At 68.0% G+C, this 22593-nt stretch carries 21 protein-coding genes and 1 pseudogene; 5 read left to right on the top strand and 17 right to left on the bottom strand.

The genetic code is table 11. The features are described from left to right. Positions 1-21 precede the first annotated feature (21 nt). The 8 genes from rpmF to ABD115_RS05505 all read right to left on the bottom strand — a co-directional run bounded on the left by rpmF (position 22) and on the right by ABD115_RS05505 (position 7724). Positions 22-225 (bottom strand): 50S ribosomal protein L32, encoded by a 204-nt coding sequence (gene rpmF / locus ABD115_RS05540; RefSeq protein WP_343959038.1) that lies wholly within the window; start codon positions 223-225, stop codon positions 22-24. 13 nt (positions 226-238) lie between these two features. After that, complete coding sequence (locus ABD115_RS05535; protein WP_343959036.1) at positions 239-784, bottom strand: YceD family protein; 546 nt, start codon at positions 782-784, stop codon at positions 239-241. After that, the gene (gene coaD, locus ABD115_RS05530; protein ID WP_343959033.1) at positions 784-1278 is read right to left on the bottom strand and encodes a pantetheine-phosphate adenylyltransferase; all 495 of its coding nucleotides are present in this window, start codon (positions 1276-1278) and stop codon (positions 784-786) included. The genes ABD115_RS05535 and coaD overlap by 1 nt, the downstream gene beginning before the upstream one ends. A gap of 34 nt (positions 1279-1312) precedes the next feature. Then, a complete protein-coding gene (locus ABD115_RS05525; RefSeq protein WP_343959031.1) occupies positions 1313-2062 on the bottom strand; it encodes a response regulator in 750 nt (249 codons plus the stop codon). Continuing rightward, on the bottom strand, positions 2059-3402 hold the full coding sequence (locus tag ABD115_RS05520; RefSeq protein ID WP_343959029.1) for a sensor histidine kinase: 1344 nt from the start codon (positions 3400-3402) through the stop codon (positions 2059-2061). Before ABD115_RS05520 ends, ABD115_RS05525 begins: the two co-directional genes overlap by 4 nt. Positions 3403-3536: 134 nt before the next feature. Beyond that, complete coding sequence (locus ABD115_RS05515; protein WP_343959027.1) at positions 3537-4406, bottom strand: ABC-2 transporter permease; 870 nt, start codon at positions 4404-4406, stop codon at positions 3537-3539. 44 nt (positions 4407-4450) lie between these two features. Beyond that, entirely contained in the window at positions 4451-5365 is a 915-nt protein-coding gene (locus tag ABD115_RS05510) for an ABC transporter ATP-binding protein (RefSeq protein WP_343959025.1), read from the bottom strand. A 157-nt stretch (positions 5366-5522) separates the two neighbouring features. Continuing rightward, on the bottom strand, positions 5523-7724 hold the full coding sequence (locus ABD115_RS05505) for an ATP-dependent DNA helicase RecG (protein WP_343959023.1): 2202 nt from the start codon (positions 7722-7724) through the stop codon (positions 5523-5525). Positions 7725-7994: 270 nt separating this feature from the next. Here ABD115_RS05505 and ABD115_RS05500 point away from each other — a divergent pair, with 270 nt between their 5' ends. From ABD115_RS05500 to ABD115_RS05490, 3 genes and pseudogenes are all read left to right on the top strand, one after another. Beyond that, entirely contained in the window at positions 7995-8936 is a 942-nt protein-coding gene (locus ABD115_RS05500; protein ID WP_343959021.1) for a tyrosine-protein phosphatase, read from the top strand. A 3-nt stretch (positions 8937-8939) separates the two neighbouring features. Next, positions 8940-9224, top strand: a pseudogene (locus tag ABD115_RS05495) (RsmD family RNA methyltransferase); the annotation flags it as partial. Beyond that, positions 9204-9779 (top strand): RsmD family RNA methyltransferase, encoded by a 576-nt coding sequence (locus tag ABD115_RS05490; protein WP_343959858.1) that lies wholly within the window; start codon positions 9204-9206, stop codon positions 9777-9779. The pseudogene ABD115_RS05495 and the gene ABD115_RS05490, both read left to right, overlap by 21 nt. Positions 9780-10398: 619 nt before the next feature. Here ABD115_RS05490 and ABD115_RS05485 read toward each other — a convergent pair. Together ABD115_RS05485 and gabT are read right to left on the bottom strand one after the other, a co-directional pair. Beyond that, positions 10399-11865 carry an NAD-dependent succinate-semialdehyde dehydrogenase gene (locus ABD115_RS05485; protein ID WP_343959019.1) on the bottom strand — a complete coding sequence of 489 codons (1467 nt, stop codon included), beginning with the start codon at positions 11863-11865 and terminating at the stop codon, positions 10399-10401. A gap of 53 nt (positions 11866-11918) precedes the next feature. After that, the gene (gene gabT, locus ABD115_RS05480; RefSeq protein WP_343959017.1) at positions 11919-13253 is read right to left on the bottom strand and encodes a 4-aminobutyrate--2-oxoglutarate transaminase; all 1335 of its coding nucleotides are present in this window, start codon (positions 13251-13253) and stop codon (positions 11919-11921) included. Positions 13254-13379: 126 nt separating this feature from the next. On the opposite strand from gabT, the gene ABD115_RS05475 reads away from it, so the two are divergent. Continuing rightward, positions 13380-14660: a PucR family transcriptional regulator gene (locus ABD115_RS05475; RefSeq protein WP_343959015.1), complete on the top strand. Its 1281-nt coding sequence runs from the start codon at positions 13380-13382 to the stop codon at positions 14658-14660. A gap of 60 nt (positions 14661-14720) precedes the next feature. Here ABD115_RS05475 and ABD115_RS05470 read toward each other — a convergent pair whose 3' ends face one another. Next, the gene (locus tag ABD115_RS05470) at positions 14721-15344 is read right to left on the bottom strand and encodes an SIMPL domain-containing protein (protein ID WP_343959013.1); all 624 of its coding nucleotides are present in this window, start codon (positions 15342-15344) and stop codon (positions 14721-14723) included. Between the two features lie 25 nt (positions 15345-15369). Continuing rightward, a complete protein-coding gene (thiL, locus tag ABD115_RS05465; RefSeq protein ID WP_343959011.1) occupies positions 15370-16506 on the bottom strand; it encodes a thiamine-phosphate kinase in 1137 nt (378 codons plus the stop codon). Positions 16507-16727: 221 nt separating this feature from the next. Between thiL and ABD115_RS05460 the strand changes: the two genes are divergently transcribed. Then, positions 16728-17294, top strand: coding sequence for a DUF3515 family protein (locus ABD115_RS05460; protein WP_343959009.1), 567 nt, complete (start codon positions 16728-16730; stop codon positions 17292-17294). Between the two features lie 94 nt (positions 17295-17388). Here ABD115_RS05460 and ABD115_RS05455 read toward each other — a convergent pair whose 3' ends face one another. From ABD115_RS05455 to leuD, 5 genes are all read right to left on the bottom strand, one after another. Next, a complete protein-coding gene (locus tag ABD115_RS05455; protein ID WP_343959007.1) occupies positions 17389-18507 on the bottom strand; it encodes a D-alanine--D-alanine ligase family protein in 1119 nt (372 codons plus the stop codon). Next, on the bottom strand, positions 18504-19709 hold the full coding sequence (locus tag ABD115_RS05450; protein WP_343959005.1) for an NAD(P)H-dependent glycerol-3-phosphate dehydrogenase: 1206 nt from the start codon (positions 19707-19709) through the stop codon (positions 18504-18506). Before ABD115_RS05450 ends, ABD115_RS05455 begins: the two co-directional genes overlap by 4 nt. Next, positions 19706-20479: a lysophospholipid acyltransferase family protein gene (locus ABD115_RS05445; protein WP_343959003.1), complete on the bottom strand. Its 774-nt coding sequence runs from the start codon at positions 20477-20479 to the stop codon at positions 19706-19708. Before ABD115_RS05445 ends, ABD115_RS05450 begins: the two co-directional genes overlap by 4 nt. Positions 20480-20554: 75 nt before the next feature. Then, a complete protein-coding gene (gene murA / locus ABD115_RS05440) occupies positions 20555-21883 on the bottom strand; it encodes a UDP-N-acetylglucosamine 1-carboxyvinyltransferase (protein WP_343959857.1) in 1329 nt (442 codons plus the stop codon). A 105-nt stretch (positions 21884-21988) separates the two neighbouring features. Further along, on the bottom strand, positions 21989-22591 hold the full coding sequence (leuD, locus tag ABD115_RS05435; protein WP_343959001.1) for a 3-isopropylmalate dehydratase small subunit: 603 nt from the start codon (positions 22589-22591) through the stop codon (positions 21989-21991). Positions 22592-22593: the final 2 nt, after the last annotated feature.

Here is a 22593-nt window from a genome sequence, read left to right as displayed (position 1 = left end):
ATTCCCCGTCACGGGTAAGTCTTACGCGTCAGCTACGCGGCGACCCTTGTATTCGAGGAACAGAGCGTTGCCCTGCGAATCCTCGACCACGCGGGCACGGTGCGGGAGGCTGTACACGGTCTTGCCGTTCTCGACAGTCTTGACGAGGGTGGGTACCGAAGCCTTCCACGCCGAACGGCGGTGGCGGGTGTTCGAACGCGACATCTTGCGCTTGGGAACAGCCATGATGCTCTCTTTCCTAGTTACTCTCAGATTCGGGCACACCCGAACCAGATGATTCTACAGCCTTGAATTCAGCCAGTGCCGCCCAACGCGGATCTACATCCACATTAGTCGCCATCGCAGCCTCGGCATCGCGGGGCTCGCCGGACTCGGGATCGAGCCCCGGACAGTCCGGTCGACACACAGGCTGGAACGGCAGTGCAAGCACTACCGCGTCTCGGAGCGGGGGTTCAAGATCCACGTGATCACCGTGAACCCCATACTCGTCGGCCTCCGTAGGAGTATACGCGAAAAGTTCCTGAAATTCGACTTGAAACGGCGCGGTGAACGCTTCGAGGCACCGACCGCACTCCGCGTGCATCGTCGAGCGTGCCGTCGCCGAGACAAGAATGCCCTCGTGCACCGACTCGAGGCGCAGGTCGAGGGTGAGCTTCTCGCCCTCGGGAATCGCCGCGAGCGCCTCGCCGAAGCGGTCAGGCACCACAATGTCGAGCTGACGCTCGCGCATCTCGCCGGGGCGATTCATGATGTCGCGAACGCTCTCCTGGTAGAAGCGGGCCATTATGCGGGCCTCGTCGTCGCGAGGAAGCGCGCCACAGCGGCGGGCACGTACGGGCTCACATCGCCGCCGAGCGACGACACCTGCCGCACGAGCGTGCTCGACACGTGCGCGTGCGATGGCTCGGGCAGCATGAAGACAGTCTCGACGTTCGCGAGGCTGCGATTCATCAGCACCATCGGCGTTTCGTAGGCGACGTCGAGCTGCGAGCGAATGCCCTTCACGAGCACCGACGCACCGACCTCCGTGCAGTAGTCGACGAGCAACCCCATCGACCACGACGCGACGGTGACGTTGTCGGGGGTCTCTGGGTCTTCGTCAAGCGACTGCTGAATGAGCGACATGCGCTCCGAGATCGGCAGCATCGCCGACTTGCCTGGGTTATGGACGACTAGTACGTGGATCTCGTCGAAGACCGCTGCGGCGCGGCGAATCACGTCGAGATGCCCGAGGGTGATCGGGTCGAACGACCCGGGAACCACTGCGATTTTGCTCATACCCCTACAGTACGCGGTTGCGGTGAAAGATGCCCTACAGACCGTGCTGCTTTGCAAAGATTACGGCGTGTACGCGGTCACGCAGCTGCAGTTTCGACAGCACGCGCCCGACGTGGGTCTTTACCGTCGATTCGGAAAGGAAGAGTTCAGCGCCGATCTCGCTGTTGTTCTTGCCGTCGGAGATCAACCGCAGCACGTCGAGTTCGCGCTCCGTGAGTTCGCTGAGCTCGGGGGCGACAGGCGCGTTCTCGCCGCCCGCTCCCCCGCTGCCCGCGGCCCCCGCAGCCCCGGGAGCGCCAGGAGCGGCAAATAGCGTCGCCGGCGCCGCGGATCCGCCCTCGCGCATCCGCTCGAGCATGCGAGCGGTCACGGCCGGCGCCATCGCTGCGTCACCGCTCGCGACTCGGCGGATCGCGTCGACGAGCTCGGTGGGCCGCGCGTCTTTGAGCAGAAACCCGCTCGCCCCGGCCTGAATCGCCCCGATCGCGTACTCGTCAAGGTCGAAGGTGGTGAGCACGAGCACGCGGGTCGCCGGGAACTCGGCGACGATTCGCTTCGTTGCCTCGATGCCGTTCATGCCTGGCATGCGCACGTCCATCAGCACAACGTCGCAGCCTCCGCCCTCGCCCGACAGTCTGGCGAGCTCCGCGAGCGCGGCTCCCCCGTCGCCCGCCTCGGCGACGACCCGCATATCGGGCTCCGAAAGCAGCACGAGCCTGAAACCAGTGCGAATGAGTTCTTGGTCGTCGACCAGCATGATGCTGACGGTGTGTGAATCGCTCACGATTGCCCCTCCTGATGATGAATCGCGCCACGCTGGTGCGCGGGGAAGAATGCGGAAAGCTGCCAGCCCTGGCCTCCCGGCACGCGCCCGGAGTCGATCGTGCCGCCGAACACACGTACGCGCTCGGCGAGCCCGGCGAGCCCGCGCCCCGAGCCGACCCCGGTCTTTGGCCCGACGGTGTTCGGCGGGCGCCCGAAGTCGCGCACCGTCACCTCGATGCCCGCGGCAGTGCTTCGCAGCGTGACCTCGGCGCGGGCACCAACGCCCGCATAGCGCAGCACGTTCGTGAGCCCCTCCTGCACCACCCGGAAGATCGCGAGGCCCTGCAGGCGGTCGCTCAGGGCACCGACGTCGCTTTCGAGCGAAACCTCGAGGCCAGCATCTTCGAAACCGCGCACGAGGCTCGGAATGTCGTCGATGCTCGGCTGCGGTGCCATGTCTGCTGCCTCGCTCATCTGCAGCGCTCCGAGCAGTCTGCGCATCTCGGTAAGCGCCGTGCGCCCGGTTTCTGCGCTGCGCTGCATCGCGTTCGCGGCCTCTTTTGGCGCGGTCTCGACTGCCCGCGCGCCACCCTCCGAGAGCGCGATCATCACGGAGACGGAGTGCGCGACGATGTCGTGGATCTCGCGGGCGATTCGCGACCGCTCCTCAGCCACGGCAAGCTGCGCGAGCTGGTCGCGCTCGCGCGCAAGCTGGTGCGCGCGGTCGATAATTGCCTGCAGGTAGCGGCGGCGGTTACCCAGGTTGATGCCGATGAGCAGCACGGCGAGCGACCAGATCGCGTCGAGCACGATTACGCCGATGACCCCGCGCCCCTGCGGGCTTTCCCCGAAGGCCGAGGCGATCGGCGGAATGTAGGTGCCGAGAATGCTGCCACCCACCGCGATCGCGTAGGCGATCCACCCCGTTCGCACGTCGCGGTACACCGGCACGGCGTACAGCAGGAACCAGCTCGCGACCGCGTTGGCCACGATGAGCGGCCCGCCGTCGCCGAACAGCGACAGCGTGACGATGATGAGCCCAACGAGCGGCGCCCGGCGCCTGAAGATGAGCGCGACCGTGCCCGCGGCGAGCCTGAGCGACAGCACCACCGCATACGCAGCCGTCCCGACGACGTTCCCGGCTCCCCCGACACCGGCGAGGGCACCGTCACCCCCGCCTGCGCTGCCCTCGTACAGGTGCGCGAAAATGTCGACGAGCGCGAGCGGCACCGCGCCGATGAGATAGCAGACGAGAATCGCCATGTCGATGACGCGCGGGTGCGCGGCAACCCAGCGGCGGATCGCGCCGGGAGGGTTCGGCAAGAACGCCTCAGACGTGGCGCGTGCTGTTTCACTCATCGACCGACCCCCAATCACAGTCTCAACACTAGCGGCGGCCAACGGGAAAGCCCCCGCTGGCCGCCACACTATCGCGCTCGCCCGGGGCGATCTGGCTCGCCCCGCGCGATCGCGCTCGCCCCGCGCGATCGGGCCTACTTGGCGTCGCGCGCTTTCAGCACGACGAGCCCGAGCGCGGTCGGCACCGCAGCCCACAGCACGATCGCGAGCATTCCGACCCAGTAGCCCGGGTCGACGCTCATCGCCGTGTCACCCATGCTCAGCGTGCTGCCGAGCGACATAGGCAGGTATTGAGCCACCGTTGGCACCCATTCCCAACCCGTCATCGAGAGAAACTGCAGGCCGATCGGCAGCACGAAGATGAGGCCCGCGACGAGCGAGATGCCGCCGGCGGTGGATCGCAGCACCGCCGCAAACCCGAAGCCGAGCAGTGAGATGCACACGAGATAGACGATGGCGCCGAGCGCGCCGGTGAGCACCGTCGCGGAGAACAGCTGCGCCGCGGCTGGCGGCAGGAATGCAATCCCAATGGCGAGGCCGATCGCAACAAGCACCAGCGCGGTCACCGCGGCGATCACCGCGAGCACGAGGGCCTTGCCGAAGTACATCGGGGTGCGCCTCGGCACGGCCGCGAGGCTGGAGAGAATCATGCCGCTGGAGTACTCGCTCGAGATCACGAACACCCCGAGCACGCCGAAGATCAGCGCGAGAAATGGCGAAGCGAAGGTCGAGACCGTCAGCAGATAGCTCTGCAGCGCGTCGACGGGCAGCGCGGCCGGGTCGAGCCCCTCGTAGGAGTACGAGCTCTTCATTGCCCACGCGCTCAGCAGGCTGAGCCCGGCGCTCGCGAGCAGAGTGATGAGCAGCGTGATGCGAATCGAACGCAGCGAGCTCAGCTTGATGCGCTCAGATTTCACGACGCCGCCGAAGCTCAGGCGCGGCGCCCTTCCGGTGCCGGCGAACGTTTGCCTGGCGGTTTCAGGTGAGTATTGTGCAGAAGTCATTTCGGTTCCAGTTTCTGGGAAGATCGTCGTGGTCGCTTCGCTGGCTAACCAGCCGCGTACTCGAGTTCGTCGCGGGTGAGCTGCAGGTAGGCATCTTCGAGGCTCCCCGTCACCGGGGTGAGCTCGTGCAACACGATGCCGTTGCGCGCCGCGATCTCACCAATCTCAGCCGCAGCGAGGCCCGCGGCCGAGAAGCCCGCCCCGTCGCCGCGGTCGAGCGGTTGCAGGTCGATGCCCTCGCGGCCCGTCATCACGAGCGACGCGAGCTCGGCGGCCTGCGGGCTGCGCACGGTGACGCGGGCAGTGCCGTTGCCGACGAAGTCGGAGATCGGGGCGTCTGCGACAACCCGGCCGCGGCCGAGCACGATGACGTGATCGGCCGTCTGAGCCATCTCGCTCATGAGGTGACTCGACAGCAGCACCGTGCGGCCCTGGCTCGCGAGGTGGCGCAGCAGGTTGCGCACCCAGAGCACCCCGTCGGGGTCGAGCCCGTTCACGGGCTCGTCAAGAATGAGCACCTTGGGGTCGCCGAGCAGCGCGGCCGCGATGCCCAGGCGCTGCCCCATGCCGAGAGAGAACCCGCCGACGCGCTTATTTGCAACAGACTCGAGGCCGGTGAGTTCGATCACCTCGTTCACCCGCTTGTCCGAGATGCCGTGCGTCGCAGCGAGCGCCCGCAGGTGGCTGCGCGCGCTGCGCCCCGGGTGCACACCCTTCGCGTCGAGCAGCACGCCGATCTCGGCGAGCGGGGCCCGCAGCCCCGAGTAGCGCTCGCCGTTGACGGTGACGGTGCCCGCGCTCGGCTTGTCGAGCCCGACCATGAGCCGCATGCTCGTCGACTTCCCCGCCCCGTTCGGCCCGAGGAAGCCGGTGACCTGGCCGGGCTTGATGGTGAAGCTGACGTTGTCGACAGCCTTCTTCACACCGTAGTGCTTGGTGAGCCCGCGAGCCTCAATCATGGTGTCTCCTTATTCGAGAGGGGTGAGCGTATGCCTTCAGCCTAGAAAACTCCCGCTTCGAACGTATCCCACTTGAGTATCAACGCCGTGGTACCTGGGTACCGTTCCGCGGTCGCGCGAGCGACCGATACGGCACGAACCGGGGCGGCAGGCGCTGCTACGACTTCGCGAGGTTCTCGAGGTGCTGCTCTTCGCGCGCGATAACCGCCGCGAGCGATGGGTGCGCACCGAGCCCCGGATCCGTATCGAGGAGCGCACCCGCGAGCTCGCGCGCGTGCGCGATGAGTTCGCCGTCGTGAGTGACGCGCAGCAGCTTGAGCGTCGAGCGGCCACCCGACTGCGCGGTGCCGAGGATGTCGCCCTCGCGCCGCAGCTCGAGGTCGATCTCGGCGAGCGCGAAGCCATCGCTCGTGTTCGCAACGGCCTCGATGCGCTCACGCGCGATCGACCCCTGCTCGGCGACGCTCATGAGGAGGCACAGGCCAGCGTGCTGGCCGCGCCCCACGCGCCCGCGCAGCTGGTGCAGCTGAGACACCCCGAACCGGTCGGCGTCGCGCACGATCATGATCGAGGCGTTCGGCACGTTCACGCCCACTTCGATGACCGTGGTCGCGACGAGCACGTGAATCGACCCAGCCGCGAACTCGCTCATCACCCGGTCTTTCTCGGGGCCGGGCATGTTGCCGGTGAGCGCCTCAACTCGAAAGCCTGCGAACTGCGGCATCGCGCGCATCTCGGCCACCGTGTCGGTGACATTTGCGAGCGGGCGCTTGGGCGGCTGCGCACCGCCAGGGGCGATCATCTCGGTGGTTTCGGCCTCGGCGAACTCGCCCTCTTCGAGGCTCGGGGCTGCGCCACCCGAAATCGCGGGGCACACCACGTAGACCTGCCTGCCGGCGGCGATGTCTTCGGCCGCGCGCTCCCACACCCGAGCCGCTCGCCTCGGCATCTCAATCTCGGGCACCACGAAGGTCTCGATGCCCTGCCTGCCTGGCGGCAGCTCGCGAATCGTCAGCGTTTCGAGGTCGCCAAAGGCGGTGAGCGCGACCGTGCGCGGAATCGGCGTCGCGGTCATCGCGAGCACGTGCGGCTGCGACCCCTTCTGCCTGAGGGCCTCGCGCTGATCGACCCCGAAGCGATGCTGCTCATCGACGATCGTGAGGCCGAGGTCGTAAAACGTCACGCCGTCGCTCATCAGCGCGTGCGTGCCAACGGCGATGCGGGCGTTGCCAGAGGCGAGCGACAGCAGCGCCCGACGCCGCTCGGATGCAGGCATGCGCCCAGTGACGAGCACCGGGTTCAGGTGCGCCGCGAGCTCGGGCCCGAGCGTCTCGACGACCGAGCGAAAGTGCTGCGCAGCGAGCACCTCAGTCGGCGCGAGCAGCGCGCTCTGCCCGCCCGACTCGGCGACCTGCAGCATCGCGCGCAGCGCGACGAGGGTTTTGCCCGAACCGACCTCGCCCTGCAGCAGGCGGTGCATCGGGTGCGGCTCGGCGAGCTCGCTCGCGATAACGGAGCCGACCTGCACCTGGTCGCCGGTGAGCGCGAACGGCAGCGAGGCGTCGAACCGCTCGAGCAGCGCGCCAGGCGGGCGCGGTGTGCTCGGCTCGGCAGCCTGCTGGCGGCGCCGGTAGAGCAGTGCGAGCTGCAGGTCGAACGCCTCACGAAACTTCAGGCTGCGCTGCGCCTGGCGCCAGTCGGAGTCGTTGCGCGGCCGGTGGGCGGCCTCAAATGCCGCCCCGAGCGACAGCAGCCCCTCGGAGCGCACAAGCTCGTGCGGCAGCGGGTCAGGCACCTCTGACAGCGCGTCGAGCACCATCTCGACCGCCCGCTGCACTGTCCAGCTCGCGACCTGAGTCGTCGCGGGGTAGATCGGCACCGGAGTCTCGGCCCACGCCTTCGCCGCGGCCTCTTCGAGCTGGGCGCCGCCGGGAACCTCGTCGTCTGCATCGAAGAACTCGTAGTCGGGGTGCTGCAGCTGGTAGGCCCCGCGATACTCTGACACCTTGCCCGCGAAGATTCCCTGCCGCCCGGCGCGCAGGTCTTTCGCGCGAAACGCCTGGTTGAAGAACGTCAGCGTGAGCGTGCCAACACCATCGGTGATGCGCGCCTCGACGATCTGGCCTGGGCGGCGCTGCATGCGGCGCACCTGCACGTCGAGCACCTGAGCCACCACCGTCACCTGCTCGCCGACCGGTAGGCCCGTCAGCGGGGTGAGTTCGCCCCGCTTCGAATAGCGGCGCGGCAGGTGCTCGAGCAGCCCCAGCGCAGTCGTCATGCCGAAGGCCTTCTCAAGCGCTTTGGCGCTCTTGCCACCGATGATCCCGCTGAGCGGTGAGTCGAGGGTCACGGTCGCCATGCCTCAAGGCTAGCGCGCACCACCGACGTTGGGCGCGCTTTGCGGCTCGCGGGGTCGCTTGTCGGTTGCAAGTCGGCGCTTGCGCAGCAGCACCGCTTGCTGCCCGCCGCTTGAAACCCTGCTGCATGCCGTGCGCTGTCTGCTGTCTGCTGTCTGCTGTCTGCTGTCTGCTGTCTGCTGCCCGCTGCCCGCTGACTGCTGGCTGCTGACTGCTGACTGCTGACTGCTGTCCGCCTCCCGCCTAGCACCACCGCGCGGTACGCTGGAGGGGTGACTGAAACACTCGACCGCCGCGTTCCGCTCGCTACCGTGCCCAACATGCGCACCCTCGGCGGGCTTCCCGTCGCGGGCGGCGTCGTCGCTGACGGGCTCATCTTCCGCTCGGCAACCCTTGCTGCGGTGGCACCCGCCGACGGGGAGGCGCTGCTGGGCCTCGGGATCCGCCGCGTCGTCGATTTTCGCACCGAGGGCGAGCGCCGCAGCGCCCCCGATGTGCTGCCAGGCCGGGTCAGCGGAGTCGCCCTCGATGTGATGGGCGACCACGCGCGCGACCTGTCGGCGAGCCTCGCCCACCTTGGCCTGCCCGGCACGGGGTCTGGTGGCGCGGCTGGCGCCGGTGACGGCGGTGTTGTCGATGCTGGTGGCGGCGCTGATGCTGGCGCAGACGCCGGCTCGGGGGCGGGCTCTGACGCGGCCGTTTCACGCGAACAGCGGGATCTGATTCGGCAGCAGGTCTCCGAGGTGCTCGGCGAGGGCCGCGGCGTCAAGCTGCTCGAAGAGTCGAACCGCCTCATGGTGTCGAGCGAGTCTGCGCTCGCGGCCTACCGCGAGTTCTTCATGCTGCTCAGCGAGCCGGGCGACTACGCGCCAACGCTATTTCACTGCACCACCGGAAAAGACCGGACGGGCTGGGCCGCCGCCGCCTTCCTGCTGCTGCTCGGCGCCGACGAGCACACCGCCATGGCCGACTACCTCCAGACGAACGCCGACATTCTTCCAATGATCGAGCCGATGCTCGAGCGGGCCGAGCGCGGCGGCGTCGACCCCGCACTGTTGAAGCCCGTGCTCACCGTGCACGAGAGCATGCTGCAGGCGGCGTTTGACGAAATGCGCGCGAGATTCGGCACGATCGAGGGCTACTTCACCGAGGGGCTGGGGCTCGACGCCGCGCGCCTCGAGACGCTCCGTCGCCGCTTCACCACGGCGGGCTAGGGCATGACACGGATCATCGCGGGTCGGGCGGGCTCACTGCGCCTGGAAGTACCAAAGGCGGGCACCCGGCCAACGAGCGACCGCGTGCGCGAGGCGATCTTCTCGGCGCTCGAGTCTTGGGGCGTCGTCGAGGGCGCCAGGGTGCTCGATCTATATGCAGGTTCGGGAGCGCTGGGGCTTGAGGCCGCGAGCCGCGGGGCGGCCGCGGTGACGCTCGTCGAGCGCCACTCGCAGGCCGCGCAGGTTGCCGGGCGAAACGCTACGACCGTGTTGCGGGCGTGGCGTGCTGGGGCCGCTGGGGCCGCTGGGGCCGCTGGGGCCGCTGGGCGCGAGAGTGCCGCGGGCGGCGCACCAACCATCGCCGTGGAGCGGCAGGCCGTGCAAACGTTTCTCGACCGAGAGGTCGAGCGCGCCGCCTCGGGCGGCGCCGCGGGTGGAGCTGCGAGCGGCACCGGCGTCACCACCGCCCCCGAGGCGGGCGTAGACGGGGGCGTCTCGGGCACAGTAGTTAGCGCTTCGGGCGCGGGCGGCGCGGGCACAGCTGCCAGCGCCGCGGGCACAGCTACCAGCGCCGCGGGCACAGCTACTAGCGCCGCGGGCACAGGCGGCGCGGCCCCCGCGCGCTGGGACGTGGCGCTGCTCGACCCGCCCTACGACCTCGATGAGGAGTCGCTGACCGCGAACCTGACTGCTCTACTGCCGCTGCTGGCACCCGACGCGATTGTGCTCGTCGAACGCAGCAGCCGCTCCCCCGAGCCGACACTTCCCGCTGGGCTCAGGCCCATTCGCAATCGCTCCTACGGCGAAACCGTTCTCTGGTGGTCGGAGCCCGACTCCGACTAGGCGCGGCACGGGCGGGCTCCGGGCGGGCTCCGGGGTTGCTCCCGGTTGGCTCCCGGCGTTCTCAGCGCTTTCTCTGTGGTGCTGTGGCGGCTCGTGCGTGCTGATCAATCGTCGATCCGTGGCTGCATCTCTGCGAGCCCCGCAGCAGGCGACTGTACTCCCTGCGCACAACAGGCCTCGGCCTAGTGGCTCCTGGGTGGCCGCCGAGACCCAATCTGGAATCTCCTTGGCGTTGCCCGGCAGCATTCCAACAAGTTCCCGGTAGCGACCGAGCAGATTCCCTGCTTTGGACTAGCGCTGCCGTTGCCGATATCGCACCACGACTGCGATAGATAGCGGATCTGCAGAACCACGGCCCCTGCCCCGCGCCCGGGGCCTATCTTGTGCAGATCGGGTCGAGTTCGGCAGAAACCCGGTGCGCGCAGCACGCACAGGCACTCCACCCAGGCACACAGGCCACTGCAGTAGATAGCGGATGTGCAGAACCACGGCCCCTGCCCCGCGCCAAAGGCCTATCTCGTGCAGATCGGGTCAAGTTCGGCAGAAACCCGGTGCGCGCAGCAGCACAACGCAGTGTGGCCCGGGCAAAAGCCCGGGCCACACCTGCAGCTGCCGCTCCCTAGCGCGGAATAAGGGTGTACTTGCTCGAGAGGAATTCGTGGATTCCCTCGAAGCCGCCCTCGCGGCCGATGCCCGACTGCTTGATGCCGCCGAAGGGGGCAGCAGCGTTCGAGACGAGGCCGGTGTTCAGGCCCATCATGCCGGTTTCGAGCTTCTCGATCATGCGGTGACCGCGGGCAACGTTCTCGGTGAACACGTAGCTCACGAGACCGTACTCGGTGTTGTTCGCAATCTCGACAGCCTCTTCTTCGGTCGAGAAGCGGATGATGCCGAGGACGGGCCCGAAGATCTCCTCGCGCATGATCGCAGCCTGCGGGCTGAGCTTGTCGATGACGGTGGGCTGGAAGAAGTTGCCGGGGCCGTCGATCGCTTCGCCACCGGTGACGATGGTTGCGCCGGTCTCGACCGCGTCTGCGACGAGGCGAGCCGTGTTCGCCACGGCCTTCTCCTCGACGAGCGCGCCGATGTCGTTGCCTTCTTCGGCCCCACGACCGATGGTCATGGCAGCGACCTTCTCGCCGACGCGACGAGCGAACTCGTCAGCGACCGACTCGTGCACGATGATGCGGTTCGCAGCGGTGCAGGCCTGGCCGATGTTGCGGAACTTCGCGAGCAGCACGCCTTCCACAGCCTTGTCGAGATCCGCGTCTTCGAACACGACGAACGGGGCGTTGCCGCCGAGCTCCATCGAGGTGCGAAGCACGTTCTGCGCAGCTGCCTGCAGCAGCGTCACGCCAACCGGGGTCGAGCCGGTGAACGAGAGCTTGCGCAGACGCGTGTCCGACAGCAGGGCGCTCGACTGAGCGCTCGACTTCGACGTCTGCACGACGTTGACGACACCGGCCGGCAGGCCAGCGTCTTCGAGCAGCTGCGCGAAGAACATCGTCGTCAGCGGGGTGAGCGCTGCGGGCTTGATGACCACGGTGCAGCCGGCAGCGAGCGCCGGAGCGATCTTGCGGGTTGCCATCGCGAGCGGGAAGTTCCACGGCGTGATGAAGTAGCAGGGGCCAACGGGGATGTGCGAGACAACCATGTTGCCCGTGCCCTCTGGGTTCTGGCGGTAGTCACCGCGCACGCGCACGGCTTCTTCCGAGAACCAACGGAGGAACTCGCCACCGTAGTTCACCTCGCCGCGTGCCTCGGCGATGGGCTTGCCCATCTCCATCGACATGAGCAGCGCGAACTCTTCCTTGCGCTCCATGAGGAGGTCGAAGGCGCGGCGCAGAATGTTCGAGCGCTCGCGCGACGAGGTGGCTGCCCACTCCGCCTGCACGGCGACTGCCGAGTCGAGCGCGCGCACTGCGTCTTCGACGGTTGCGTCGGCGATCGTCTTGATGACGGCGCCGGTTGCGGGGTCGACGACGTCAAACGTCGCGCCGGAGGTCGAATCCTCCCACTTGCCACCGATCGCGAGCCCCGAGGGGACGCGGTCGAGGAGTTCCTGTTCATTGGGCTTGAGAGCCATAAGCGGTTTCCTTTCAGCCTGGGTGTGCTGTGAAAGCGTACGTGCTGTGTGGGTTAGTTCGCTGCGAGCGCGTCTGCAACGATCTGCAGCGCCTCGCGGAGCAGCTCGTCGGAGATCGAGAGCGGCGGGAGGAAGCGAACGACGTTGCCGTAGGTGCCGCAGGTGAGGAGGATGACGCCCTCGTTGCCGGCGTGCTTCGCGATCGCGCCGGTGAGCGCTGCGGCGGGGGTCTTCGAGCCGGACTCGACGAACTCAACTGCCATCATCGCGCCGCGGCCACGGATGTCGCCGATGCGGTCGTCGGTCTTCTGGAGCTCGGTGAAGAACTCGGTGATGATCGCGCCGATCTCCTTGGCGCGGTCAGCAAGGTTGTCCTTCTCGTAGGTCTCCATCGTTGCGAGCGCGGCCGCACAGGCGATCGGGCTGCCAGCGTAGGTGCCGCCGAGGCCGCCAGCGTGCGCGGAGTCCATGATTTCGGCGCGGCCGGTCACTGCCGACAGCGGCAGGCCGCCCGCGATGCCCTTGGCGGTGGTCACGAGGTCGGGAACGACGTTCTCGTGGTTCGCTGCAAACAGGTCGCCGGTGCGGGCGAAGCCGGTCTGCACCTCGTCGAGAATGAAGACGACGCCGTTTGCGGTTGCCCACTCTTGGATCGCGGGGAGGAAGCCCTCTGCGGGAGCGATGAAGCCGCCCTCGCCCTGGATGGGCTCGATGATGATCGCTGCGACGTTCTTCGACCCGATCTGCTTTTCGATCTGCGTGAGCGCGACCGCTGCCGCGTCGACGCCCGAGAGGCCGTCACGGAAGGGGTACGAGGTGGGAACGCGGTAGACCTCGGGGGCGAACGGGCCGAAGCCGTCCTTGTAGGGCATGTTCTTTGCGGTCATGCCCATGGTGAGGTTGGTGCGGCCGTGGTAGGCGTGGTCGAAGACAACGACCGCGCCGCGGTTGGTGTAGTGGCGTGCGATCTTGATCGCGTTCTCCACTGCCTCTGCACCCGAGTTGAACAGTGCCGAGCGCTTCTCGTGGTCGCCGGGGGTGAGCTCGTTGAGCTTCTCTGCGACGGCAACGTAGCCCTCGTAGGGGGTCACGGTGAAGCAGGTGTGGGTGAACTGCTGGACCTGCTGGGTCACGGCCTCGACAACAGCGGGAGCCGAGTTGCCGACGCCGGTCACCGCGATGCCGGAGCCGAGGTCGATGAGCGAGTTGCCGTCAACGTCGACCATGACACCGCCGCCTGCGGCAACGATCGAGACGGGCAGCGCAACGCCAACGCCAGCCGCAACGGCTGCGTTCTTGCGTGCGAGCATCTCCTGCGACTTCGGGCCGGGGATGCTGGTGACGAGCTTGCGCTCCTGTGGGAGTGAGGGGCCGCCGGTGAGAGTCATGGATGTCTCCTTACGATGTGAGGGGTGAACGCGCAGCCGCTCGCCAAAGTGGCGCTCAACCGCACGTGTGATAACTCCAAGGATACGATCGTCGACCCTCAGCAGAAGATGCCATAATGGCGATTGATGATGCAATTATTCGCCGAACCGGCAATTCACTCCTGGATCGAGCTCGACACGCTGCTGCGTGACTACGAGCTCGGGCTCGTCGTCGTTGCCGGCGGTGACGACGACACCGGTTCGCGCGCCGTGCAGTGGGTGCACTCCACCGACCTCGCTGACCCGACGCCGTTTCTCACCCCGCGCACGGTGCTGCTCACGACCGGCGCCCAGTTCAAGGGCACGCTGGGGTTGCGCACCGCCGAGGCCTACGTCGCCCGCCTCATCGCCGCCGGCACGACGGCGCTCGCGGTCGGCGTGGGGATTCGCTGGGACCGAATTCCCCCGACCCTCGTCGAGGCGTGCGAGAGGCTCGGCCTGCCCCTCATTCGGGTACCGTACGATACCCCGTTCATCGCGATCACGAGGGCCGCCGCGCGCCTCATCGACGCCGCGGTGCACGCGCAGAACATGGCCAGGCTGGAGAACGCACGCACGCCGCGTTCCAGTGGTCTTGCCCGCTCCGAGGCCGCCCTCGCGACCGCGGTGCTCAAGCTCCTCATCGCGGGGCACCGCAGCCTCGCCGACGACGTCGCCGGGCCCAGCTTTCCGAAGCTGCCGCGCGGCCAGGTCTCCGTCATCGCACTCCCTGCGGCACAGTACGGCTTCGACCCGCGCGAGCTGGGCGACGGAACGGCCGCCGGGGTGGTCGACGGCAGGCTGCTGCTCGTCTGCGAGGCGGGCCGCATCGCCGCGGCAAAGAAGCTCACGCGGGGCATCCCCGGCGGGCTATCTGAGCGCGGCTCGCTCGACGATCTCGTCGAGCTGGTCGCGCAGGCAGACCGCGCCCTCGAGCACGCCCGCGCCGCGGCGCTCGCCTCCGCGGCCGAGCAGCGTGCGTCGCAGGCGAGCGGCGCGTCAGGGGGCGGATCTGGTGGCGGATCGAACACCCCGCTCACCGGCAAGCTCGTCGAGTATCGCCCGGCCATGCACGCGGGGCTGCTCCAGCTCATCGGTGAGAGCCAAGACGCCCGCCGCCGCGCGACCGGCTTCCTCTCCCCCGTGCGCTCACACGACTCCCGCCACGGCGACGAGATTGAACGCAGCCTCGAGGCATGGTTGCGCCACAACTCCCAGCTCTCGCCCGCCGCGGAAGAGCTCGGAGTTCACCGCCACACGCTGCGCGCGCGGATCCGCACCGCTGCGAGCCTGCTGCAGCGCGACATCGACTCGCCCGACACCCGGGCCGAGCTCTGGACGGCGCTGCGCATCTCAGCACCAACCGCCAGCGCTAGCGGCCAGCGCTAGCGGCGCCGAGCGACCAGCGCTATCACCGCAGCACCGCAGCACCGCAGCACCGCAGCACCGCTACTCGGCGGTAAACACCGCCTCGATGCGCACACTCACGTCGATCTGGCCGACGGTCACCTCTGGCGCCGCCATGTCGGCCATCGCCATGCGCGCGCCAGCGACGGGCACTGGCCCACCGCCGCCGCGGCCATCGGAGAGCGACACGAGCGCCGGCTCGCCCGCCCCGATCGCCGCAGCGTAGTCGCCCGCGGCGACCCTGGCGTCTGCGACGGCGTCTGCGCGAAGCCTGCGCGTCCACTCCTGGCGCAGCGCCGACCCCAGCTCCCACTGCACGCGCACGTCGGCCCCGCTCGCGGTGAGCTCGGCCGCGACCTCGCCGACGCGCTCGAGCGCTGTCAGCACGATGCGCACGCTCGCGTTCGCCTGGTGCTCGACGACGTTCTCGCCGCGCTCGTCGCGCCAGGTGTTCGAGTAGGTCGACACGGGGTCGGCGTCGTAGCGACTCGCGGCCCCCTCGGCGACGAGGGCCTTGGCCCGCTCGACGAGCCGCGCGTGCGCCTCGTTCGCCCCGGCGAGCGCGGCCTCGCGAGACGCGTCGCGGCGCGACACAGAGGCATAGAGATCGGCCTGATCGGCTGGCACTCGTGCCTCCGCCGCTCCGCTAACAGTGATGTGAGTCATGCTCCGCCTATCGTGTGGGGCTGCGCTACTCGGATGGAGACCGCAGGGTGGTGAGCCTATTGTATGGATCCCACCCAGTCGGCGCATAGGGTTTCGCCCCGACCGAAATCAGGGTCGCTGCGCCGCCCTCCGCCCCCAGGCCGCCGCGCTCGCCGCCCTCCGCGCCCGGGCCGACGCGTTCGCCGGACGCCGCACACTCGCCGCGCTCGGCGCCCTCGCCGCCCTCCGCCCCCTCGCCGCGCTCAGCGCGCTCTAGCACCCGCCCGATCGCGAAAAACCCGCCAGGCAGCGGCGCGTCAGGCGGGAAGCAGGCGAGCAACCCGTGATCTTCGCCACCCTCGAGCATCGCGTGAAGGTCGACGTCGACTCCGGCCTGCGTGCCAAAGCCCGACGCGAGGAGCGCGGGGTCGAGGTCGATACGCACGCCCGAGGCGCGAGCAAGCCGCTGGGCGTCGAGCGCGAGGCCGTCTGAGACATCCATCATCGCGGTCGCGCCGCCGAGGCTCGCGGCGACACCGTCGGCTATCGGGGCGTGCGGAGCGAATTGGGCACCCAGCTCGGCCGCGTGCCGTTTGCGTAACGAGGGCACACCCTCCGCGCTGGCGACGCCCGCCGAGTCTGCGCTGTGCTCGAAGAGGAGCGCGAGGCCCAGGCCTGCGAGCCCGAGCGCGCCAGAGTAGGCGACGATATCGCCGGGGCGTGCACCTCCCCGCGTCACGAGCTGGCGACCCTCGAGGTCCCCGAGCGCCGTCACCGCGCCGAACAGCACGGGGGCCTGACCGAGGTCGCCACCAACCACGCCACAGCCGGGGGCAAGCGCGCGACACGCCGCGTCGAGGCCGCGCGCGATCTCTTCGAGGAGCGCTACTGGGGTGGCCTTCGGGCACGCGAGCGCGACCGTCAGCGCCGTTGGCCGCGCGCCCATCGCCGCGACGTCTGAGAGGTTCGTCGCAGCGAGCTTCCACCCGAGGTCGAAGCCGTCGTGCCAGGCGAGCCTGAAATCTGGCCCCTCGATCATTGTGTCGCTCGTGACGACGACGTCGCCCGCGCTCGTGAGCACCGCGCAGTCGTCGCCCGGGCCGATCGTCGCGGCCGCCGCGTCGCCGAGCTGAGCCAATATTCGCGCGAGCACGCCCGCCTCGCCAAGTTCTCCAACGGTCATCACTCCCCTACGGTACCGCGTTGGTCGGCGCGCGGCGGCGCCCGGTCGTCGGCGGTGCAGGATCCACGACGGTGCAGGATCCGCGACGGTGCAGGATCCGCGGCAGTGCGGTGCGAGGCCGGGCCGCTTGCACCCCTCGTCTAGACGCAGGCGCCCCTCGGATCCGCCCCACTCAGCGGGCTCCCCGGATTCTCGGCGAAAGCAACGGCTAGGCTTGAGGCGTGAAAGCTCGTTTCGTTCGATCCAGCGCCCTCGCCCTTGCAGCAGGGGCCATCGCAATGGCCCTCACGGGCTGCACGACCGAGGTACCGATGGAGGCCCCGGCCGACGCGAACAACCCCGCCTGCGCCGACGTGATCGTGCGCTTGCCCTCGAGCGTCGACGGCCTCGACAGGCGCAACACGAATGCGCAATCGACCGGCGCCTGGGGCGACCCGGCGAGCGTTCTCCTCTACTGCGGCATCGAGCCGAGCGGCCCGACAACCGACAGCTGCGTGAACGTCAAGGGCGTCGACTGGATTATCGACGACACGCGCGCGCCCCTGTTCCGCTTCGAGGCCTACGGCCGAAGCCCCGGTCTCGAGGTGATCGTCAACGCAGACGAGGGCGTGAGCGGCACGAACGTCATCATGGAGCTCAGCAACTCAGTCGCCAAGCTGCCGCAGGAGCGCAAGTGCACTGCCGTCACCGATCAGCTCGACGATTCGCAGTTTGGCGACGCGCCACAGACCGACGTGGCTCCCGAAGACGAAGCTCCCGGCGACGTCGCCACGCCAGAGGGCGAGTAACCTCCGCGGCACGGCGCCGCGCCGGAGCGCACCGGAGCGCCGCCGCGCCGGAGCGCCGGAGCGCACCGCAGCGCCGCGGGGAACCACCGCTCCGCTAGTAGGCTGGCTGCTTCTCGAGCGCGAGTTCGAGCAGTTCGGTGATGAGCTCGGTGTAGCTCACTCCAGACGCCTGCCACAGCATCGGGTACATCGATGCGGGGGTAAATCCCGGCAGCGTGTTGATCTCGTTGAGCACCGGCCCCTGCTCGGTCAAGAAGAAGTCGATGCGCGACAGCGAGCGTGCCTGCGTGCCCTCGAAGGCGCGCACAGCCGCATCACGAATAGCGGCGAACTCCGCGTCGCTCACTTTGGCGGGGAGCACGAGCTCGACGCCGCTCGCTCCGAGATACTTCGCCTCGAAATCATAGAACTCTCGGCCGGTGACGACGATCTCGCCGAGCACGTCGCTCGTGCGGGTCGGCTCGCCCTCGCGCCCCTCGAGCACGGCGATCTCAACCTCGCGCCCGGTGATGCCAGATTCGATGAGCACCGTGCGATCCTCTGCGAACGCGACCTCGAGCGCGGCCGGAATCTCAGACTTTTCGGTCACGCGACTCACCCCGACCGAGGAGCCGGCGCGCGCCGGCTTCACGAACAGCGGGTAGCTCAGCCCCTCGTCGATGCCGTCGAGCAGCTCTGGGTTTCGATCGAGCTCACCGCGAGTGACGGTGCGCCACGGTGCGACGGGAATTCCCATGCTCTGCAGCACGACCTTGACGAGGTGCTTATCCATGCACAGCGCCGAGCCGAGCACCCCCGAGCCGACGTATGGCATATCGATGAGGTCGAGCATTCCCTGAATCGTGCCGTCCTCGCCGTAGGGGCCGTGCAGGGTTGGCATCACCGCGTCGACGTGGCCGAGCGTGGTGAGGCTGCCGTCGCTCGACACGAGTGTGAGCGAACGCGTGTCGACCGACGCCGGCCAGATCACCCGCGTACCGTTGTCGCCGACCTCGGGCAGCTTCGGCCCGTCGAGCCGGTAGTCAGCGAGGTCTTCCTCGTGCATGAGCGTCATCGCACCGCGCTTGGTCACCCCAACAAGCAGCACGTCGAAGCGCTCGCGGTCGATCGCGCGAAGTATGCCGGCGGCGGTGACGCAGCTGATGCCGTGCTCGCTCGAGCGGCCACCGAACAGCAGGGCGATCGTCTGCTTCTTAGCCTGAACTGCGCTCACTTCGCGCGCTCCTTCCGGCGGCCAAAGAGGCGACGCCAACCTGTCTGTGCGTCGCGACCCAGAACGAGTTCGCGCTGCGGAATACCGTCTTCGGTTGCGAGGTGTGGGCCGAGATCTTTCGGCTCCATCTCGCCGTCGAGCACCATGCCGACCTGCTGCACGATTGGCATGACGACGCCCTGCTGCTTCGCGATCTCGAGAATCGGGGCGACCGACGTGATGCCCTCGGCTGTCTGCTGCATCTGCTCGCGGGTTTCCTCCTGCGAATACCCCTGGCCGATAAGCCGGCCGGCAGTGTTGTTGCGCGACAGCGGCGACTGGCAGGTTGCGATGAGGTCACCGAGGCCCGCGAGCCCCGACAGTGTGCCGGGCTCCCCGCCCTGGCCGACGGCGAACTCGGTCATTTCTGCGAGGCCGCGCGTGATGATTGACGCCTTCGTGTTCTCTCCGTAGCCCACACCGTCGACGATGCCGATCGCCAGCGCGATCAAATTCTTGAGCACGCCGCCGAGCTCCGTGCCGACGACGTCGGTGTTCACGTAGGTGCGGAAGTACGGCGCCGAACACGCCTTCGCGACCTCCTGCGCAATCTCGATCGATGCGCAGGCCGCGACGGCCCCGGTCGGCTGCTCTTTGGCAATTTCGAGCGCGATGTTCGGGCCAGAAACGACAGCGATGCGGTCGGGCTCGAGGTCGAGGGTGTCGTGCACGACCTCACTCATGCGCATGGTTGTCGAGCGCTCCACTCCCTTAACGAGGCTCACGAGAATGCTCGTGCGTTCGAGGTAGGGCTCGAGGTCGAGCAGATTCTGTCGCAGCGATTGGCTCGGGACCGCGAGGAACACGAGCCTGGCACCCCGCAGCGCGTCGGCGAGCTCGGTGGTCGCCTTCAGCGTCTTCGGCAGGTTCACGCCTGGCAGGTACTGGCTGTTGCGCTTGGCGACCTGGATCTCTTCGGCGACCTCGGGCCGGCGAGCCCACATCGTGACGTCGGAGCCCGCGTCGCACAGCACCTTGGCAAAGGTGGTTCCCCAGCTGCCGGCACCGATGACTGCGACCTTAGCCCCGGGGGCGGAGGTCGCAGAGGCGCCGCGCGCCGCGCTCGCAGTCGCGGATCCGCCACGGACCGCGGTGCCTGCCGAACGCGCGCCGCGAGCCGCGCCGCCCTGCTTCACGCCGACCGCGCCGCGCGCCGCGTTCAAAAACGCCCCGTTTCGTTCTGCTGGTGCTTCGACGGGTCCCAGCGCTCGGCCGGGGCCTGCTCGCCGCGCAGCCCCTCGAGGAGCGCGGTAATCGCGTTCATGAGTTTCTTCGTCGCCTCGTTGATGAGCTTCTGGTCGACGTGCTTGCCCGCGAACTCGCTCATGTCGAGCGGCTCCCCGATCGCGACCTCAATGGTCTTGCGCGGGAAGGGGCGGATCGACTTGCCGTAGCGCGGCATCAGCTCCTGCGTGCCCCAGTGGGCCGCCGGAATGAGCGGGATGCCGCTCTCGAGCGCGAGCCGCACGGCCCCGCTCTTACCGCGCATGGGCCAGAGGTCTGGGTCGCGAGTGAGCGTGCCCTCGGGGTAAACGATGACGCCGCTCTGGTTCTCAATGAGTTTGCTTGCGGAGCTCATTGGGTTGTCGAGGCCGGTGGATCGCGTGGTACCGGCGCGCTCCACGGGGATTTGCCCGCTCTTGCGCAGCATCCACCCGAACACGGGAACCTTGAACAGGCTCTCCTTCGCCATGAAGCGCGGCACCCGACCGAGGTGCCACACGGCAGCCCCCATAGCGATGGGGTCGATCTCGCTGTAGTGGTTGGGCGCGAGAATGAACGGCCCGCGCTTCGGCAGCTTCGACTCGGGCGTGAAGCGGTAGCGCACCATCAGCGACCACACAGGCAAGATCAAGCCTGCGAGCAGCCAAAACATCGAGGGCTTGCGCTTCTCAGCCCCTGGCTGGCTCCGCAGCTTCACCGTTTTCGTCATAGTTCAATTATCCCGGAATCCCGCGCTCGCAACGGCATAGGCCGCCGTGCGGCGCGGGACTCGTCGAGACTGTTCCTAACCCTCGAACACGAAATCAGCGCCGAGCAGCCGCAGCTTCTCGATGAAGTTCTCGTATCCGCGGGCAATAATGCCGATGTTCGAGACCTTGGATTCGCCCTCGGCAATCATCGCTGCGATGAGGTGGCTGAAGCCGCCGCGCAGGTCGGGCACGACGACGTCGGCCGCCGTGAGCGGCGTGGGGCCGGTAATGACCGCAGCCTGCTCGAACTCGCGACGCTTCACACGGCGCGTCTCGTCGCTGAGCCCCTGCGGGTGCACGACGATGTTCGCGCCCATCTTGTTCAGGGCATCGGTGAAACCGAAGCGGTCTTCGTACACGGTCTCGTGAATCGTCGACTGCCCCTCGGCCTGAGTGAGCGCGACGATGAGCGGCTGCTGCCAGTCGGTCATGAAGCCGGGGTGCACATCGGTCTCGATGGTCACTGGCTTGAGCGCACCGCCGGGGTGCCAGAAGCGCATGCCGTCGTCGTGCACCGAGAAGTCGCCGCCAACCTTGCGGTAGGCGTTCAAGAAGGTCATCATCTCTTCCTGGCGCACACCGCCAACGAAGATATCGCCCTTGCTCGCGAGCGCGGCTGCGGCCCAGCTGGCGGCCTCGTTACGGTCGAAGATCGCCTTGTGGTCGTACCCGCGCAGCTCGTCGACGCCCTCGATGAAGATCACTCGGTTGGGCTCCATCGAGATGATCGCGCCCATCTTCTGCAGAATGCAGATGAGGTCGATGATCTCGGGCTCAATCGCCGCGTTGCGCAGCTCGGTCTGCCCCTCGGCGAGCACCGCCGTGAGCAGCACCTGCTCGGTCGCGCCGACCGACGGGTAGGGCAGCTCGATGTTCGCACCCTTGAGGCCGTTGGGCGCGGTTAGGCTGATGCCGCTCGGCAGCTTCTCAACGACGGCGCCAAACTCGCGCAGCGCGTCGAGGTGGAAGTCGATCGGGCGGTCGCCGATGCGGCAGCCGCCGAGATCTGGAATGAACGCCTCGCCGAGCCGGTGCAGCAGAGGGCCGCAGAACAGGATCGGAATGCGCGACGACCCGGCATGGGCATCAATGTCTGCCTTGTGAGCAACCTCGACGTTCGAGGGGTCAAAGTGCCACTCATCGGCGTCGTCACCCTTGGTGATGAGCACGCCGTGGAGGGCCAGCAGGCCAGCAACCACGCGCACATCCGAGATATTCGGCACGTTGCGCAGCACGCTAGGGGTTTTGCCGAGCAGCGTCGCGACCATCGCCTTGGTGACGAGGTTCTTGGCGCCACGCACCTCGATGCGGCCCTCGAGTGGCTTGCCGCCCTTGATGATGATCTCATCTGAGCTGAGCCCCACCTTTGCGCCCTGGTTAGCGTTGTCTCGCGCCACGGCGTCCCCCTGCGGATCTTCCGGGGTCTCCGGCGTCTCCTGCTGTTCTTCGTTACTCACGTACTGGCCTCCCTAGGCGGTTTTTGCGGGCAGCGTCTGCGGCATCCAGCTTGGACGGCGTGCCTCAAAATCGGTGATCGCCTGTTCATTACGAAGCGTCAAGGAGATGTCGTCAAGACCCTCCATCAGTCGCCACCGAGTGTAGTCGTCGATGTCAAACGGAACTGTGAGGTCGCCGGCGGTGACCGTGCGCTCCTCGAGGTTCACCATCACGCGGGTCGCCGGATCCGCCTCGACGACGGCCCACAGGCGTTCGACGTCGGCCTCCGCGACCTGCGCGGCGAGCAAACCCTGCTTACCCGAGTTGCCGCGGAAGATGTCTGCGAAGCGGGCCGAGATGACGACCTTAAACCCGTAGTCGCGAAGCGCCCACACCGCGTGCTCGCGCGACGAGCCGGTGCCGAAATCGGGGCCGGCGATGAGAATCTCGGCTCCGGCGTACTCCGGCCGGTTCAGCACGAAGTCTGAATCTTGGCGCCAGTGGTAGAACAGGGCGTCGTCGAAGCCCGTCTTCGTGACCCGCTTCAAGAACACCGCGGGGATGATCTGATCGGTATCGACGTTCGAGCGGCGCAGGGGCACCGCGGTCGCGTTCAGCGTCGTGAACTTATCCATCG

Origin of the sequence: Leucobacter albus (assembly GCF_039528015.1) — a bacterium.
Taxonomy (GTDB): domain Bacteria; phylum Actinomycetota; class Actinomycetes; order Actinomycetales; family Microbacteriaceae; genus Leucobacter; species Leucobacter albus.
The sequence above is the reverse complement of the archived record's forward strand: the minus strand, read 5'-3'. Positions and strand labels throughout refer to the sequence as shown.